This is a genomic window from Amycolatopsis sp. NPDC114504, from assembly GCF_055633595.1.
On record NZ_JBVKDU010000005.1, the window covers coordinates 744,785 to 760,741 of the forward strand.

At 71.6% G+C, this 15,957-nt stretch carries 13 protein-coding genes; 3 read left to right on the forward strand and 10 right to left on the reverse strand.

Features of this window, described 5'->3' with window-relative positions; translation table 11 throughout:
- Positions 1 to 13 precede the first annotated feature (13 nt).
- Complete coding sequence (locus ACZ7PG_RS39545) at positions 14 to 1,324, reverse strand: NlpC/P60 family protein (RefSeq protein ID WP_470244719.1); 1,311 nt, start codon at positions 1,322 to 1,324, stop codon at positions 14 to 16.
- A gap of 331 nt (positions 1,325 to 1,655) precedes the next feature.
- Between ACZ7PG_RS39545 and ACZ7PG_RS39550 the strand changes: the two genes are divergently transcribed.
- Entirely contained in the window at positions 1,656 to 4,487 is a 2,832-nt protein-coding gene (locus ACZ7PG_RS39550) for an aconitate hydratase (RefSeq protein WP_470244314.1), read from the forward strand.
- A gap of 52 nt (positions 4,488 to 4,539) precedes the next feature.
- On the opposite strand, the gene ACZ7PG_RS39555 is transcribed toward ACZ7PG_RS39550, so the two are convergent.
- Both ACZ7PG_RS39555 and ACZ7PG_RS39560 read right to left on the reverse strand, forming a co-directional pair.
- On the reverse strand, positions 4,540 to 5,244 hold the full coding sequence (locus ACZ7PG_RS39555) for an MgtC/SapB family protein (protein WP_470244315.1): 705 nt from the start codon (positions 5,242 to 5,244) through the stop codon (positions 4,540 to 4,542).
- Positions 5,245 to 5,447: 203 nt separating this feature from the next.
- The gene (locus tag ACZ7PG_RS39560) at positions 5,448 to 6,296 is read right to left on the reverse strand and encodes an alpha/beta fold hydrolase (protein ID WP_470244316.1); all 849 of its coding nucleotides are present in this window, start codon (positions 6,294 to 6,296) and stop codon (positions 5,448 to 5,450) included.
- Positions 6,297 to 6,386: 90 nt separating this feature from the next.
- Here ACZ7PG_RS39560 and ACZ7PG_RS39565 point away from each other — a divergent pair, with 90 nt between their 5' ends.
- Positions 6,387 to 6,965 (forward strand): TetR/AcrR family transcriptional regulator, encoded by a 579-nt coding sequence (locus ACZ7PG_RS39565; protein ID WP_470244317.1) that lies wholly within the window; start codon positions 6,387 to 6,389, stop codon positions 6,963 to 6,965.
- A gap of 46 nt (positions 6,966 to 7,011) precedes the next feature.
- Here ACZ7PG_RS39565 and ACZ7PG_RS39570 read toward each other — a convergent pair whose 3' ends face one another.
- From ACZ7PG_RS39570 to ACZ7PG_RS39600, 7 genes are all read right to left on the reverse strand, one after another.
- Positions 7,012 to 8,616: an alpha/beta hydrolase gene (locus tag ACZ7PG_RS39570; protein WP_470244720.1), complete on the reverse strand. Its 1,605-nt coding sequence runs from the start codon at positions 8,614 to 8,616 to the stop codon at positions 7,012 to 7,014.
- A 158-nt stretch (positions 8,617 to 8,774) separates the two neighbouring features.
- Positions 8,775 to 9,197 carry a nitroreductase family deazaflavin-dependent oxidoreductase gene (locus ACZ7PG_RS39575; protein ID WP_470244721.1) on the reverse strand — a complete coding sequence of 141 codons (423 nt, stop codon included), beginning with the start codon at positions 9,195 to 9,197 and terminating at the stop codon, positions 8,775 to 8,777.
- Between the two features lie 46 nt (positions 9,198 to 9,243).
- Positions 9,244 to 10,221 carry an L-histidine N(alpha)-methyltransferase gene (egtD, locus tag ACZ7PG_RS39580; RefSeq protein WP_470244318.1) on the reverse strand — a complete coding sequence of 326 codons (978 nt, stop codon included), beginning with the start codon at positions 10,219 to 10,221 and terminating at the stop codon, positions 9,244 to 9,246.
- Positions 10,218 to 10,973 (reverse strand): ergothioneine biosynthesis protein EgtC, encoded by a 756-nt coding sequence (egtC, locus tag ACZ7PG_RS39585; protein ID WP_470244319.1) that lies wholly within the window; start codon positions 10,971 to 10,973, stop codon positions 10,218 to 10,220. Before egtC ends, egtD begins: the two co-directional genes overlap by 4 nt.
- A 5-nt stretch (positions 10,974 to 10,978) precedes the next feature.
- The gene (gene egtB, locus ACZ7PG_RS39590) at positions 10,979 to 12,316 is read right to left on the reverse strand and encodes an ergothioneine biosynthesis protein EgtB (protein ID WP_470244320.1); all 1,338 of its coding nucleotides are present in this window, start codon (positions 12,314 to 12,316) and stop codon (positions 10,979 to 10,981) included.
- Entirely contained in the window at positions 12,313 to 13,584 is a 1,272-nt protein-coding gene (locus ACZ7PG_RS39595; RefSeq protein ID WP_470244321.1) for a glutamate-cysteine ligase family protein, read from the reverse strand. Before ACZ7PG_RS39595 ends, egtB begins: the two co-directional genes overlap by 4 nt.
- A 120-nt stretch (positions 13,585 to 13,704) precedes the next feature.
- Positions 13,705 to 14,631, reverse strand: a complete 927-nt coding sequence (locus ACZ7PG_RS39600; RefSeq protein ID WP_470244322.1) for a LysR family transcriptional regulator — start codon at positions 14,629 to 14,631, stop codon at positions 13,705 to 13,707.
- A 122-nt stretch (positions 14,632 to 14,753) separates the two neighbouring features.
- Here ACZ7PG_RS39600 and ACZ7PG_RS39605 point away from each other — a divergent pair, with 122 nt between their 5' ends.
- Positions 14,754 to 15,953: a Glu/Leu/Phe/Val dehydrogenase dimerization domain-containing protein gene (locus tag ACZ7PG_RS39605; RefSeq protein WP_470244323.1), complete on the forward strand. Its 1,200-nt coding sequence runs from the start codon at positions 14,754 to 14,756 to the stop codon at positions 15,951 to 15,953.
- Positions 15,954 to 15,957 lie beyond the last annotated feature (4 nt).

The following is a 15,957-nucleotide window of genomic DNA, read 5'->3' on the forward strand; positions in this document are numbered from 1 at the left end:
CGTCGAACGGATTTCAGCCGATCAAGCGGGTCGCGTACGGCATGATCCCGCCGTAGCGCACCGCCGCGATCCGGACCCGCAGGCCGGACTGCGGTGCCTCGACCATCTGCCCGCCGCCGAGGTAGAGCGCGACGTGGTGGATGCCGCCCGCGCCGCCCCAGAAGAGCATGTCGCCGCGGCGCATCTGCGACAGCGGCACGCGCCGCCCCGCCGTGTACTGGTAGCCGCTGTAGTGCGGCAGGCCCCGGACCCCGGCGAACGCGTAGATCATCAGGCCGGAGCAGTCGAAGCCGATCTTGTTGTAGTCGCCGTAGCGGTCGGCGACGCCGCCGTCGCGGATGCCGCGGGTCGGGCCGCTCGCGTTGCCGCCGCCCCAGGCGTACGGCAGGCCGATCTTCGACAGCGCCCGGGCGATGACCGCCTCGATCGACGAGCCGGCCGGTCCCGCCGCCGGCTTGCTCGCCGGGCGGCCGCCCCCGCCGGACGAGCCGAGCGCGGCCTGGCGGGCGCGCTCGTCGTCCTCGCGCTGCTTCTGGGCGAGCCAGTCCTGGTAGCGCTGCCGCTGGCCCTGCAGGCCGTTGACCTTGGACTGGGCGGTGAACAGCTGCTGCTCGACGTCGGACTTGGTGTTCTGGAGCTGGGTGTTCTGCGACGCCTGGCTGTCCTGGGCCGAGATGGCCCTGGACTGCGCCGAGTCCGCGCTGGTCTTCGCCTCGCGCGCGGCGTCCTGCTTCTGCTGGGCGATCTCGGCGGCCTTGCGGGCCGCGGCGTCCTTGTTCGACTTCTCGGTCTGCGCCTGCTGGAGCCGGTCGAGGGCGTTGAGCCGGTCGCCGCCGACGGCGTCGAGCAGCTGCGCGCGGGCCAGCATGTCCTTGGGGCTGTCGGCGCTCAGGTACGCCGAGAGCGAGCCGACCGTGCTGCCCTGCTGGAAGCTCGCGGCGGCGAACGACTTCAGGTCGTTGCGCGCCTTCTCGATGGCGCCGGCCGCCGCGTCCGCCTCGGTCCGGGCGGCCTTCGCGTCGTTCTCGGCCTGCGCCGCCGCGTCCTGCGCGGACTGCAGGTCGACCAGGGCCTTGTTGGCCTCTTCCTGCTTGAGCTCGACGTCGTCCTGCAGCTGCGACAGCTTCTGCTCGGCCTGGGCCAGCTGGTTGGTCAGCCGGCCGACCTCACCGGCCTTCGCGTTGGCGTCGGCCTTGCTGTTGTTCAGCTCGGAGTCGCTCGGGTTGGGCGGCGGCGGTGGCGCCGCGAGGCCCGTGCCGCCGGCCCCGAACAAGATCACCAGGGTGAGCGCGCTCACGGTGAGTCCCCGGCGGGTCCGCGGCACCTCCGGACCCCCACGCCGTCCCGCCACGACCGCCCACCTCCGCTCACCTGCGCACATCGCGCGTCACTGCAGTCACACCACTATCACAAGCATCACCGGAAACTTACACACCGTAGGCACCAATTCCCCTTATTGAGGGACCCCCGGCGCGGATGGCGCAGCCCACACCGCGTGTCGTCTTGAACCCAAAACAGGACGCGCGTACTGTTTGAGGCACCGCGAGGTGTGCCATCCCGAATCCGGTCCTACGGTGGGGGTGCGCAAGACTCGCCACCACCGAACCCGACCGAACTGACCTCAGGACTCGACCGCCGCACCGGCGCGGAAGTCCATGCCACTGGAGTTAGACGTGACCGCACCTGCCAGCAAGGACAGCTTCGGCGCCAAAGACACGCTGAAGGTCGGCGACGCCTCGTACGAGGTGTTCCGCCTGAACAAGGTCGAGGGCGCCGAACGGCTGCCCTACAGCCTGAAGATCCTGCTCGAGAACCTGCTGCGCACCGAAGACGGCGCGAACATCACCGCCGACCACATCCGCGCGCTGAGCTCGTGGGACCCGGCGGCCGACCCGTCGATCGAGATCCAGTTCACGCCCGCCCGCGTGATCATGCAGGACTTCACCGGCGTCCCGTGCGTCGTCGACCTCGCCACCATGCGCGAGGCCGTCACCGACCTGGGCGGCGACCCCGACAAGGTCAACCCCCTCGCGCCGGCCGAGCTGGTCATCGACCACTCGGTGATCATCGACGTCTTCGGCCGCCCCGACGCCTTCGAGCGCAACGTCGAGATCGAGTACGAGCGCAACCGCGAGCGCTACCAGTTCCTGCGCTGGGGCCAGGGCGCCTTCGACGAGTTCAAGGTCGTCCCGCCGGGCACCGGCATCGTGCACCAGGTCAACATCGAGCACCTCGCGCGCACGGTGATGTCCCGCAACGGGCAGGCCTACCCCGACTCCTGCGTCGGCACCGACTCGCACACCACCATGGTCAACGGCCTGGGCGTGCTGGGCTGGGGCGTCGGCGGCATCGAGGCCGAGGCCGCCATGCTGGGCCAGCCGGTCTCGATGCTCATCCCGCGCGTCGTCGGCTTCAAGCTGACCGGCGAGATCCCGGCGGGCGTCACCGCCACCGACGTCGTCCTCACGATCACCGAGATGCTGCGCCGCCACGGCGTGGTCGGCAAGTTCGTCGAGTTCTACGGCGAGAGCGTGTCGGCGGTGCCGCTGGCCAACCGCGCCACCATCGGCAACATGAGCCCGGAGTTCGGCTCCACCGCGGCGATCTTCCCGATCGACGAGGAGACCGTCCGCTACCTCAAGCTGACCGGCCGCTCGGCCGAGCAGGTCGCGCTGGTCGAGGAGTACGCCAAGCTCCAGGGCCTCTGGCACGACTCGTCGCGCGAGGCGGCCTACTCCGAGTACCTCGAGCTGGACCTTTCGACGGTCGTCCCGTCGATCGCCGGCCCGAAGCGCCCGCAGGACCGCATCGAGCTGTCGGACGCGAAGTCGGCGTTCCGCAAGTCGATCCACGACTACGTGGACGGCGAGGACACCACGCCGCACACCAAGATGGACGAGGCCTCCGAGGAGTCCTTCCCGGCCAGCGACGCCCCGTCGCTGTCGTTCGCCGAGGACGACGCCGCGCCGGTCACCAGCTCCGCCGCGAACGGCGCGTCGGGCCGCCCGAGCAAGCCGGTCAAGGTCACCACGTCCGACCGCGGCGAGTTCGTCCTCGACCACGGCGCCGTGGTGATCGCCTCGATCACCTCGTGCACCAACACCTCGAACCCGTCGGTCATGCTCGGCGCCGCGCTGCTCGCGCGCAACGCCGTGGACAAGGGCCTCGCGGTCAAGCCGTGGGTGAAGACGTCGATGGCGCCGGGCTCGCAGGTCGTCACCGACTACTACACCAAGGCCAACCTGTGGCCGTACCTGGAGAAGCTGGGCTACCACCTGGTCGGCTACGGCTGCACCACGTGCATCGGCAACTCGGGCCCGCTCTCGGACGAGATCTCCGCGGCCATCCAGGAGAACGACCTCACCGCGGTCTCGGTGCTCTCGGGCAACCGGAACTTCGAAGGCCGGATCAACCCCGACGTGAAGATGAACTACCTCGCGTCGCCGCCGCTGGTCATCGCCTACGCGCTGGCCGGGACGATGGACTTCGACTTCGCGAACCAGCCGCTGGGCCAGGACAGCAACGGCACCGACGTCTTCCTGAAGGACATCTGGCCGACGGCGCAGGAGATCCAGGAGACCATCGACTACGCGATCACGCAGGAGATGTTCACCAAGGACTACGCCGACGTCTTCGACGGTGGCGAGCGCTGGAAGGCGCTGCCCACCCCGGAGGGCAAGACCTTCGAGTGGGACGCGGAGTCCACCTACGTCCGGAAGCCCCCGTACTTCGAGGGCATGACGCCGGAGCCGTCCGCGGTCACGGACATCTCGGGCGCGCGCGTGCTGGCGAAGCTGGGTGACTCGGTCACCACCGACCACATCTCCCCCGCCGGGGCGATCAAGCCGGGCACCCCGGCCGCGCAGTACCTCACCGAGCACAACGTGGACAAGAAGGACTTCAACTCCTACGGCTCGCGGCGCGGCAACCACGAGGTGATGATCCGCGGCACGTTCGCGAACATCCGGCTGCGCAACCAGCTCCTGGACGACGTGCAGGGCGGCTACACCCGCGACTTCACCCAGGACGGCGCCCCGCAGGCGTTCATCTACGACGCGGCCCAGAACTACGCGGCGGCCGGCATCCCGCTGGTCGTGCTGGGCGGCAAGGAGTACGGCTCGGGTTCGTCGCGCGACTGGGCGGCCAAGGGCACGTCGCTGCTGGGCGTCCGCGCGGTGATCACCGAGTCGTTCGAGCGCATCCACCGGTCGAACCTGATCGGCATGGGCGTCATCCCGCTGCAGTTCCCGGCGGGCGAGTCGGCCTCGTCGCTCGGCCTGGACGGCACCGAGACGTTCGACATCTCGGGCATCACGGCACTCAACGACGGCGACACGCCCCGCACGGTCCACGTCACCGCGACCCGCGCCGACGGTACGAAGGTGGAGTTCGAGGCGGACGTCCGCATCGACACCCCGGGTGAGGCGGACTACTACCGCAACGGCGGCATCCTGCAGTACGTGCTGCGGAAGATGACGCAGGCGTAACGGTTTCCGCTACGAAAAGGCCTCCTCGCTCGGTGAGCGGGGAGGCCTTTTCTCATGCCGGCACGGCTTCCCAGCGCACGCTGGACACCGACGGCTCCAGGGAAAGCCGCGACACCGCCGCCTCCATCTGGGCGTCGTCGCGCTGGTCGCCGACCAGCTCGGCGCGGACCTCCACCGTGCGGTCCTCGCGGTCCGTGCTCAGCACCGACAGCAGCCGGAAGTCCGTGCGGTTCAACGACTGTACGAGCAATGCCCGCACGTGCGCCTCGGTCGCGTCGCGGGTCACCGCCTGGAACGCGTACCTCGCCGGTGTCTCGTCCCCCGCATCCGGGCGGCGGTCGACGACCCGGCCCAGGGGCCGCAGCAGCACGTTCACCCCGACCACGACGGCCGTGCCGGCCGCCGCGATGACGTACAGCCCGGACCCGGCGAGCGAACCCACCGCGGCCGAGCACCACAGGGTCGCCGCCGTGTTGAGACCGCGGATGTTGAGGCCGTCGCGCAAGATGACACCCGCGCCGAGGAACCCGATGCCCGAGACGATCTGCGCGGCCACCCGGGTCGGGTCGGCGTCGCCGCTCGTGGTCAGGCCGCCGAACCCGTGGGCGGACAGCAGCACGAACAGCGTCGCGCCGACCGCGACGAGGGCGTTGGTGCGCAGCCCGGCCATCCGGGCGCGGAACTGGCGCTCGAACCCGATGACGGCGCCCAGGCCGACGCCGGTGCCGACGCGCAGCAGCATTTCGAAGATGGTCATGTCCGACTCGTTTCCGGCGTGCGCGCACTGCCGGACAGGAGGAGACCGGACGAGGTCAGCCCAGCCGGAAGTCTCCGGTGAGCGCACGCCCGGTCGTCCGCTGACTGTCCGCTGGCATGTGCCGCTCACCTCGCTTCCGTTGCTCGTGGTTGATCAACCCGACCACTGTAGCGCCCGGCCCACGACCTGGGCTGTGATGATCACTACGCCCAGTGCCGGCGCAGGTGCGGGACGAGGTCTTCGGGCCGCTCGTCGGGGAAGAACAGCTTCGCGCCGGGCACCTCGACGACCTCGGTCACCCCCGGGACGGCGTCGCGGAAGCGGTACGCCCACTCGATCCCGAAGTTCGGGTCGCCGGTACCCCAGACCAGCAGGGTCGGCACCCGGAACTCCTTGAGCAGCGGCTCGATCGCGTCCAGCTCCTCGCCGCGGACCGACTTCAGCAGGCGCTCGAACTGCCGCGCCGCCGCCAGGGTTCCGAACACCGGGCGCACAAAGGCGTCCAGGACGTCGTCGGGCACCAGGTCCGGACGTTCGTAGCCGCCCCCGAGGGCGCCGCCCCGCGCCCGGTCCGTCGCCTGGCGGACGGCCAGCGGCGCCAGCTCTCCGCGTTCGGCCAGCTCGACGATCGGGCGGAACGCCTCGGGCGGCAGGTTGCCCTGGGTGTCGCAGTTGGTCAGGGTGAGCGTCCGGAGCCGGTCGGCCCGGTGCACGGCGAAGACCTGCGCGACCGCTCCACCGGTGTCGTTGGCGACGACGTCGAGGTCGCCCAGCTCCAGCGACTCGCAGAAGTCGCCCAGCCACCGCGCCAGCCCGTTCAGGCTCAGGTCCTGCTCCGGCGTCACCGGCGAGGCGCCGTGACCCGGCAGGTCGGGCGCGATGCACCTCCGCTCCCCCGCGAGTGCCGCGATCGCCTTGCGCCACAACAGGTTGTTCGTTCCCGCGCCGTGCACGAAGAGTGCGACCGGCCCTTCGCCGACGTCGGTGTAGCTCACCTCGCCCGACGCCGTCGACACGCGCCCGCGCTGGTCCTCCCAGGTTCGCAGATCCATCGGTACAGTCCCTCCAGAAGTAAACCGACTGACGGTCTAGTATGAACAGACCGTCAGTCGGTTTGTCAACGACGGAGGCAGCCGAGCGGCATGAACAAGAAGATCGACCGGGGCCAGGCGACCCGCGAGCACCTCGTCGCGGTCGCCACCGGCCTCTTCACCGAGCACGGCTACGACGGGACGTCGATCGAGGCCGTCCTGCGGGCCGCCGACGTGAGCCGGGGCGCGCTCTACCACCACTTCCCCGGCAAGGACGCGCTGTTCGCCGCGGTCCTCGACACCGTCTACGACCGGGTCGAAGCCGACGGCGCGAAGGCCGTCGAGGGTATGACCGATCCGGCGGAGGCACTGCGCGCCGCCTGCCTGACGTGGATCCGCAGCGCCGCGGACCCCGTGGTGCGGCAGGTGATGCTCATCGACGCGCCGGCCGTGCTCGGCTGGCAGCGCTGGCGCGACGGCGACGAAGCCCGCACGCTCGGCAAGCTCAAGGTCGCCCTGCGGATGGCGGGCCGCCTGGACCCGGTGCGCGTCGACTACTTCGCGCACGTCCTGCTGGCCGGGTTGAACGAGATCGCGATGCTGGTCGCCCGCGCCGACGACCGGGCCGCCGCCGCGGTCGAGGCCGAAGCGGCGGCCGCGGACCTGCTCGACCGGCTGCTGCGGGCATGAAAACGGGCCGGGGCGACACTGTCGCCCCGGCCCGTTTCCCCTGGCGCTACGAGGTTTCGAACGGCTGGACGTTCGGCTGGAACACCTGGCCGTTGGCCGGGACCTTGAGGTCGGTCAGGTAGTCCGCCACGGCCTTGTCGACGCCCAGCGCGTCACCGAGGATGCAGTGGCCGAACGCGTCGACCGACAGCAGCCGCGAGTTGCCGAGCTCGGCCGCCATCCGCTGGGCGAACTTGTACTGCGTCGCCGGGTCGTAGTAGTTGCCGACCACGACCACCGGGACGTCGGTCTTGGCCCGCCACGGGCCGCGGTAGACGTCCGGCTTCTTCGCCGGCCACACCGGGCAGCCCGCCGTGTCGGCGAACGCCTGGTAGCGGCCGAAGGTGCGCGACTCGCGCTCCCACTTGGCGGCGATGTCCGGCACCTGCTCCTGCTTGATCTTGAAGGGCTTGTCGGAGCAGTTGACGGCGAAGTACGAGTCGTCGCTGGTGTAGGGGCTGTCCGGGTTCTGGTCGGCCAGGCCCTGCTTGCCGCCGGTGAGCACCTTCAGCTGCCGCGCCTGCAGCGTCTGCGCCTGGACGCCCGCCGGGTGGAGGACGTCGTAGAGCGCCTGCAGGTCCTCGGCCAGGCCGGGGAACGCCGACGGCGAGTACAGGACGCTCGAAACGCCGCCGGTGAACGAGTTGATGTCCACGCTGCCGCCGCCGGGGATGGTGATCGGCTGCTTGCGGAGGTACTCGCGCAGTTCGTCGAACTTCGCCCGCGGGGTGCCGTCGCTGAACGCGCACTTCGCGCCGGCCTGGTCGCAGCGCTTCAGGAATCCGTCGAGCGAGATTTCGAAGCCCTGCGCGCGTTCCCGGTCGTACTGCACGCCGTCACTGGTGCGCAGCGCCGGGTCGACGTTGCCGTCGATGACGATCGCGCGGGACTGCTTGGGGAACATCGACGTGTAGGTCGACCCGATCAGCGTGCCGTACGAGAAGCCGACGAAGGTCAGCTTCTGGTCGCCGACCGCCGCGCGCAGCGTGTCGAGGTCGCGCACGACGTCCTTGGTGGACATGTGGTTCAGGAGCGAACCGGCGTTGTTCTTGCAGAACCGGCCGTAGTCGCGGTAGCTGGCGAGCGTGCCGGAGATCTCGGCGCGGCTCAGCGGCACCGGGATCTGGGCGCCGAAGACCTCGTCGGCGTCCTCCTGGGTGGTGAAGCAGCGCAGCGGGTTGCTCTGGCCGACGCCGCGCGGGTCGAAGCCGATGAGGTCGAAGCGGTCGAGGACCTGCGGCTGGAAGTAGAACTGGCCGCTGATCGGCATCCGCAGGCCCGAACCGCCGGGGCCGCCCGGGTTGAGGAACAGCGAGCCGACGCGCGCGTCCGGCGTGCGGGCCGCGCGCTTCAGCAGCGCGATGTCGATGGTGCCCAGCGAAGCGTTGTCGTGGTCGACCGGCACGCGGTAGCGCGCGCAGCTGTAGAACTTGACCTGGTCCGCGGGCACCCCGGCGACGGTGGCGGCCGGGCAGGTACCCCAGTTGACGGCGGCGGTCGCGCCGACGACGGCGGGCTTGGCGACCGCGTCTTCGGCCGCCGCGGCGGTCCCGGCCGTGCCGGCCAGTCCCAGACCGGCCACGAGCGCCCCCACCAGCGCGAACGACCGCAGCCGACCCTGCGTGGATCTCGGCAAGACGTCTCCTCCCTTAGTGGCGCATTCCCTTGAATGTGCACAGCGCCGCGCGTCCGAGACGTCACGGCGCGTTACCCGGGAGAGACTGGCACAAACCGGTGAATCCCGGCACCGGCCGAAAGGATGGTGGGAACCTACCGATCAGGTCGGCTGAGGAGGAAAACCGGCAACGGCCGCCCGGCCTCCCGCCGCTCCATCGCGTAGCCCGGCCAGAACTCCAGCAGCTCGGCCCACATCGCCGCGTACTCCTCGCCGTGCAGCTCCCGCGCGACGACGTCCACCGGCTTCCCGGCGCGCGCCACCACGCACTTCGGGTCGGCACGGAGGTTCAGCGCCCACGCCGGGTCGTTCGGGCGGCCCCAGTTGGACGCCGTCAGCACCACGTCGTCGCCGCGGGGGAAGCAGAGCAGGTTCGTGCTCCGGGACAGCCCGCTCTTGCGGCCGGTCGTCGTGAGGCGCAGCGACGGCAGCCCGGCGAGCCCCACGAGGCTCACCCGGCCGCCGAACGCCTTGTGCAGTTTCTTGTCCGCCCACACGACGAACCCGGCCGTGCGCATCAGCCACGGCTTGGTGCCGACGGCCCGGGCGAGCGCCCGGAGAGGATTAGCCACGCACAGATCTTGCCAGGCTCACCCCGAACCGCTGCTGCGAGTCGGTCCACCAGCGGTCGAGGGCGAACCCGGCCGCGGCCAGCTCGGCCTCGACGCCGCCCGGGCGGAACTTCGCCGAGATCTCGGTGCGGATGTGCTCGCCCTCGGCGAACTCCACCGTGAGGTCCGCGCCGGGAATCGACACCGTCAGCGCGCGCCGGGCCCGCAGCCGCATCTCGATCCACTCGTTCTCCGCGTCCCAGTGCGAGACGTGCTCGAACTCGTCGACGTCGAAGTTCGCGCCCAGCCGGGTGTTGATCACCCGCAGGACGTTCTTGTCGAACTCGCCCGTGACGCCCGCGGCGTCGTCGTAGGCGCGTTCGAGGATGCCGGGGTCCTTCACCAGGTCGGTGCCGAGCAGCAGCCACTCCCCCTCGTCGAGCACTTCCCGCACCGAGCGCAGGAACACCGCGCGCTCGGCGGGCAGGAAGTTGCCGATCGTGCCGCCGAGGAAGGCCACCACCCGCGGCTGGCCGCCGGGCAGCAGGTCGAGGTGCTGGGTGAAGTCGCCGACGACCCCGCGGACGGTCAAGCCCGGGTAGTCCTTCGAGATCGCCTCCGCCGCCTCGGCGAGCGCGGACTCGGACACGTCGAGCGGCACGAACGCCTCCAGGGTCCCGTGGCCGGTGAGCGCGTCGAGCAGCAGTCGCGTCTTCTCGCTCGACCCGGACCCGAGCTCGACGAGCGTGTGCGCGCCGGTCAGCTCCGCGACGTCACCGGCGTGCGCGGCCAGCACCTCGCGCTCGCTGCGGGTCGGGTAGTACTCCGGCAGCTGGGTGATCTTCTCGAACAGCTCGCTGCCTTCGGCGTCGTAGAACCACTTGGGCGGCAGCCACTTCTGCGCCGCGGTGAGCCCGGCGACGACGTCGGCGCGCAGCTCCGCGGTGACGGCGTCGCCGGAACGGTGGTGGTCGAGATCGACTTCGGTCATGAGAGCTCCTGGGTCAGGGGAAGCAGGGCGACGCCGGCCGCGGTGGCGCGCACGGCGTGGTGGTCGGGGACGGCTTTCCAGTTCGGGTCGCCGTCGAGGGGTTCGGACGCCAGCAGCACGCCCGCCGGGGTTTCCAGCAGGGACAGCGCGTGCGTCCAAGCGGTACCGATCAGCGTTTCGCCGTCGGTGAGCAGGAAGTTCAGCCGGGAGCCGGGCGCGGCCGCCTCGACGGTGGTCGTCAGCCACCGCACCGCTTCGAGGGGATCCTCGCCCGTGGCGAGCCGGGCGCGCAGCAACGCCCAGAGCACCGTCGAATCCGTCGGTGCTTCCAGGGTCAGCAGCTCGGTGACGGGCAGGGTCTTGGCCAGTTCGGCCAGGGACCCGGGCCAGCCGCGGACGACACCGTTGTGGCTGAACAGCCAGCGCCCCGAGGTGAACGGTGCGGCGGCCGCTTCGGTCACCGGCATGCCGGTGGTGCCGTTGCGGACCGCGGCGACGAACGCGCCGGAGGTCACCGACGCGGCCAGCGCCGGCAGCGTCTCGTCCGTCCACAGTGGAGTGGACCGGCGGTGGCGCAGCGGCGGCGAGCCCGGGCCGGGGTACCACCCCAGCCCGAACCCGTCGGCGTTCACCGAGCCGCCGCCGCGCATGTCCGCCGGCGCGTAGGACTGCACCAGCAGCGAATGCGGCGCGCGGAAAACCGCCTCGGCGGGCGCGACCGGCTCGCCGAGGTGTGCGATGTGCCTGCACATGGCGCCTAGCCCACCTCGCCGGGTGCGGCGTCGCGGGCGGTGCGGAAGCCGGCGAAGATCTGCCGCCGGATCGGGTAGTCCCAGTTGCGGAACGTGCCCCGGATCGCCGCCGAGTCGGTGCCGAACGAGCCGCCGCGCAGCACCTTGTACTCCGGCCCGAAGAAGACCTCGGAGTACTCCCGGTACGGGAACGGCGCGAAGCCCGGGTAACCGTGGAAATCGGTCGAAGTCCACTCCCAGACGTCGCCGATCAGCTGGTGCACCCCGGTCGGTGACGCGCCGGCCGGGTACGCCCCCGCCGGCGCCGGGCGCAGGTGCCGCTGGCCGAGGTTGGCGTGCTCGGCCGTCGGCTCGTCGTCGCCCCACGGGAACCGCCGCGAGCGGCCGGTCGCCGGGTCGAACCGGGCGGCCTTCTCCCACTCCGCCTCGGTCGGCAGCCGCCGCCCGGCCCAGGCCGCGTACGCCTCGGCCTCGAAGTAGGAGACGTGCACGACCGGCTCGTCGGCGGTGATCCGCTCGTACACCCCGAACCGGGTGCGCCACCAGCCGTCCTGCTCCCGCTTCCAGAACCGCGGCGCGGTGACGCCGCTCTCGCGCAGGTAGGCCCAGCCCGCCGGGCTCCACCACCGCTCGTCGGCGTAGCCGCCGCTGTCGAGGAACTCGGCGTAGGCCCCGCACGTCACCGGGGTCGTGTCCAGCCAGAACGCCTCGACGGCGAGCTCGTGCGCCGGGCGCTCGTTGTCCAGTGCCCACGGCTCGGCCGAGGTGCCCATGGTGAACGCTCCAGCCGGAACGAGTACCTCGGCCGGGAGGGTGCCCGACCGCGCGGGCGGCGGCTCCGGCGCGTGCAGCACCGGGTCGCCCTGGCGCAGCTGGTGGGTGGCCAGCATGGTCTCGTCGTGCTGCTGCTCGTGCTGGGTGATCATGCCGAACGCGAACGCCTGCTCGGTCAGCCGCCGACCCTCCATCGGGGCGTGTTCCAGCACGTCGAACGCCTTGTCGCGGACCTGCTTGACGTACGCGCGCGTCTCGGCCGGGCCGAGCAGCGGCAGCTCCGGCCGGTCGGCGCGGGCGTGCTGGAAGGCGTCGTAGATGTCGTCGATGTCCGGCCGCAGCGGCTCGCGGCCGCCGACGTCGCGGACCAGCCAGAGCTCCTCCTGGACGCCGATGTGCGCCAGGTCCCAGACCAGCGGCGACATCAGCTTGGAGTGCTGGCGGACGAGGTCCTCGTCGTCCACCGCGTCGGTCAGCGCCACGCTGCGCGCCCGAGCCCTGGTCAGTGCTTCGGCGGCCCGGGCGCGCAGGTCCTGCGCGCTCAGCTCGCCCAGTGCTTCCGTGCTCATGCTTCGCTCCTCGATCGGTACGCGCGCCCCTGCACGCTCTCGCTGATCTCGGTGATCGACTCCTCCGCCAGCCCCGTCGCGCCCAGCTCGGCGCAGCCGAGGTCGGCCAGCTCCGCCGCGGCGGACGCCAGCTCCGGGTCCGCCAGGCCGCACCGCGCCGCCGTGGTCCAGCGGTCGGCGACCGGTGCGCAGAGGTCCCGCACTTTGTCCACAGTGGACGGACGCGCGAGCAGCGCGGCGACCAGGGCCACCGGTGGCAGCCACTGGTCCGCCGGCTGCGCGTCGAGGTACCGGATCTCCAGGTACCCCTGCGGGCGGACGGGGGTGAACATCGTGGTGAGGTGGTAGTCGAGGTCCGCCACCGTCGGTTTCGGCAGCAGGGCACCGGCGCCCCTGCCGTCGATCCAGTCGGCGAACGTCAGCCCCTCCGGCGCGTCCCACGGCCGGTCGCCGCGCGGCAGCACCATGAGGGGGACGTCCATCAGGCGTTCGGCCCACTCTCGCGCCGGGTCGTCGCCCGTCACGCGCGCGGTCCGGGTGCGGACCGCCTCCGTGTCGTGCACCGCGAGCCAGCGCGCGGAGGCGTGGCCCGTGTCGCGGCCGGCGTGGACGCGGGAGTTGGCGAAGAGGGCGAGCAGCGGCGGGCCCATCGCGTGGGCCGCCGCCCACCGGGCCGCGTAGTGCTCGGGCTCCCCCGCGTCGACGCAGACCTGCAGGCCGGCGGTGCCGGCCATCATCGTGATGCCGCCTTGGCCGATCGGGGCGAACCGGCGTTCCATCGCCGCGTAGCGCGGCGTGTGCAGGACCCGGCGCGGCGGCCGGTGGGCGTCGATGCCCGTTTCGCCCAGCACGAGGCCGTGCCCGGCGAGGCGGTCACGCAGGTGGTGGAGGTCGGCCGTGACCACTGCGTCGAGGTCGCGCAGGGAGGCCTGGGGAAGAGCGGAGATTTCGACCTGGCACCCGGGCTCGAGGCTCACTGGTGAACCTGCCGGGAGCGGCGAAGCGGGACTGTCGGGGCGGAGGGTCCGCGGGGTGTGCGGGCCCAGCGCCGTGGCGAGGACGTCGGGATCGAGGGATCTGGCCGGGTCGTCGGCGTGGTGCACGGTGAACTCCAACTCGACGCCGATCAGGCGCGGTGGGCCGTGCTTGAAGCACACCGATGCCACGTACGCCTCCCCGGCCGCGCGGTCCGCCAGGACCCGCGCGGTGCGGTTCGACGCACTCCCCGATTTTTCGGGAAAATCGTGCACCGTAGACGCTTCTGTCATGTCCGTCCTTGTTCCGGGTGGTGGAACTTCTTGACTTCGGACGCTACACGCGGGGTACGACAAAATCAGGCCCGATCTTGCGCAGCGGGACCGGTTCACCACTCCGTAAGAAGTCGCTGATCAGGGCAAAGCGGACTCGGTGCCCAGGCCGAGCTCGGCCGCCGACGCCCGCACGGCCTCGATCACCAGGTGCAGCGCGGGCCGCCGGAACGCGGTGCGCCGGTAGGCGATCGACACCGTCCGCAGCAGCGGCGTGGTGAGCGCGACGACGTCGATCCCGGGCGGCCGCAGCAGCCGCAGACCGAGGTCCGAGACCAGGGTGACGCCGAGTCCGGCGCCGACCATCGCCATCGCCGTGGACTGCTCTTCGACCTCGTGGTTGATCTTCGGGGAGAAGCCGTGCCGCTGACAGGCGGTGCGCATCGCCCGGCCGAAGTGCGACTTCGGGCTGGCCAGGATCCACGGGTGCTCGGCGAGCTCGTCCAGCGACGCGGTCCCCGCCGGGACCGCACCCCGCGGCACCGCCGCGTGCAGCCGCTCGACGGCGACGACGGCGCGTTCCAGCCCGGCGTCCCACGCCGTCGGCGTGTCGGAGTAGTCGATGACGAACGACAGGTCGAGCGTGCCGTCCCGGACGGCCTCGGCGGTGTCCTCCGGCGCCAGCTCGCGCGTGCGCACCTCGATGGCGGGGTGCTCGCCGGCCAGCGCGGTCAGCGCCGTCGGGAGCAACCCGGAGGCGACCGACGCCCAGACGCCGGCGACCAGCCGGACCGTCCGCGCCTCCTGCGCCTCCTCCAGGGCGAGCGTCGCGCGCTCGACCGAACTGAGGATCTCCTCGGCGTGCTCCGTCAGCAGCTTGCCCAGCTCGGTCAGCTGGACGCGCCGGCCGAGCCGTTCGAACAGCTTGGAGCCGACGTCGCGTTCGAGCTGCGCGAGCTGCTGCGAGACCGCTGAAGCGGTGTAGTGCAGCGAAGCGGCGGCCGCTGTCACAGTGCCCCGGCGGTGCAACTCGCGAAGCATCCGCAAGCGGTGCAACGAGAGTTCCATACACCAAACCTAAACGAGATCGTGCAGGTTCGTTAAATGGACGCGCGGGCCACCCGGGGCGCACGCTCGGGAGAGGCGGTCGCCGGACCGCCCCGGACTTCCCCTGGAGGTGAGTGGCCCTGATGACCCCGCGCAACGCCGAGCCGCTAATGCGACTGACGTGGACCGATCCCATCACCGGCGCGAACGGCTACCTGGTCGTGCACAGCCTGGTCTCCGGCGTCGCCACCGGCGGCACCCGGATGCGGGCGGGCTGCACGATGACCGAGGTCGAGGACCTCGCCCGGGGCATGGCCAACAAGACCGCGACCTTCAACCTGCCGGTCGGCGGGGCGAAGGGCGGCATCGACTTCGACCCGAAGGACCCGCGTGCGTTCGGCGTACTGAAGCGGTTCTGCGCGTTCCTGCGGCCGTGGCTGGACGCGCACTGGGTGACCGCCGAGGACCTCGGCGTGCCCCAGCACCTGATCGACGAGGTGTTCGCCGAGCTCGGGCTCGAGCAGTCGTACCACGCGGCGATCGCCCGTTCGGCCGATCCGGCGCGCACCCTGCGACGGGTCCAGGCGGGCCTCAACGCCCCGGTGCCCGGCGGCCTGCTGCTCGGCGACGTCGTCGGCGGCTACGGTGTGGCGCAGGCGTGCCTCGGCGTCGCGGCGGCGTGGGACTGGGACGTGCGCGAGACGACCGTGGCGATCCAGGGCATCGGCACCATGGGCGGCGGCGCGGCCTGGTACCTGCACGAAGCCGGCATGAAGGTGGTCGCGGTGGCCGACGCCGCGGGCACGCTGTACGACCCGGTGGGGCTCGACGTCCCGGCGCTGCTGGAGCTGCGCGACCGCTTCGGCGAGGTCGACCGCTCCCGGCTGCCCGAGGGCGTGCGCTCGCTGCCCCGCGAGACGGTCGTCGGCATCGACGTGGACATCTTCGTGCCGGCCGCGATCTCGTACGCGCTGCGCCCGGACAACGAGAACCTCGTCAAGGCGTCGGTGGTCATCGAGGCCGCCAACGCGGCGACGACACCGGAAGCGGAAGCGGCCCTTTCGGCACGGGGTGTCGCGGTGGTGCCGGACTTCGTCGCCAACGCGGGCGCGGCGGCGTGGGCGTGGTGGCTGCTGCTGGGCGAGGTCGGGGCGGACCCGGCCGACTCGTTCCTGCGGCTGCGCACGGAGATGCAGGCCAAGGTCGCGCTCCTGCTGGCCGACTGGAAGATGGACCGGCTGCCCTTGCGCGTCACCGGGCTGAAGCTGGCCGAGACCACCCGGGCCCAGCGCGCCGAGGCGGCGCTCGCGCCCGAAGGTGAGCCGGCGCTGCTCATCCCGTAAGCAC

Coding starts and splice junctions, on each gene's coding strand:
- ACZ7PG_RS39555 (WP_470244315.1), bottom strand. CDS start 5,244: ATGACCATCTTCGAAATGCTGCTGCGCGTCGGCACCGGCGTCGGCCTG.
- egtB (WP_470244320.1), bottom strand. CDS start 12,316: ATGAGCACGGAAGCACTGGGCGAGCTGAGCGCGCAGGACCTGCGCGCC.
- ACZ7PG_RS39575 (WP_470244721.1), bottom strand. CDS start 9,197: ATGCGCACGGCCGGGTTCGTCGTGTGGGCGGACAAGAAACTGCACAAG.
- egtC (WP_470244319.1), bottom strand. CDS start 10,973: ATGTGCAGGCACATCGCACACCTCGGCGAGCCGGTCGCGCCCGCCGAG.
- ACZ7PG_RS39560 (WP_470244316.1), bottom strand. CDS start 6,296: ATGGATCTGCGAACCTGGGAGGACCAGCGCGGGCGCGTGTCGACGGCG.
- ACZ7PG_RS39600 (WP_470244322.1), bottom strand. CDS start 14,631: ATGGAACTCTCGTTGCACCGCTTGCGGATGCTTCGCGAGTTGCACCGC.
- ACZ7PG_RS39605 (WP_470244323.1), top strand. CDS start 14,754: ATGACCCCGCGCAACGCCGAGCCGCTAATGCGACTGACGTGGACCGAT.
- ACZ7PG_RS39595 (WP_470244321.1), bottom strand. CDS start 13,584: ATGACAGAAGCGTCTACGGTGCACGATTTTCCCGAAAAATCGGGGAGT.
- ACZ7PG_RS39550 (WP_470244314.1), top strand. CDS start 1,656: ATGCCACTGGAGTTAGACGTGACCGCACCTGCCAGCAAGGACAGCTTC.
- ACZ7PG_RS39565 (WP_470244317.1), top strand. CDS start 6,387: ATGAACAAGAAGATCGACCGGGGCCAGGCGACCCGCGAGCACCTCGTC.
- egtD (WP_470244318.1), bottom strand. CDS start 10,221: ATGACCGAAGTCGATCTCGACCACCACCGTTCCGGCGACGCCGTCACC.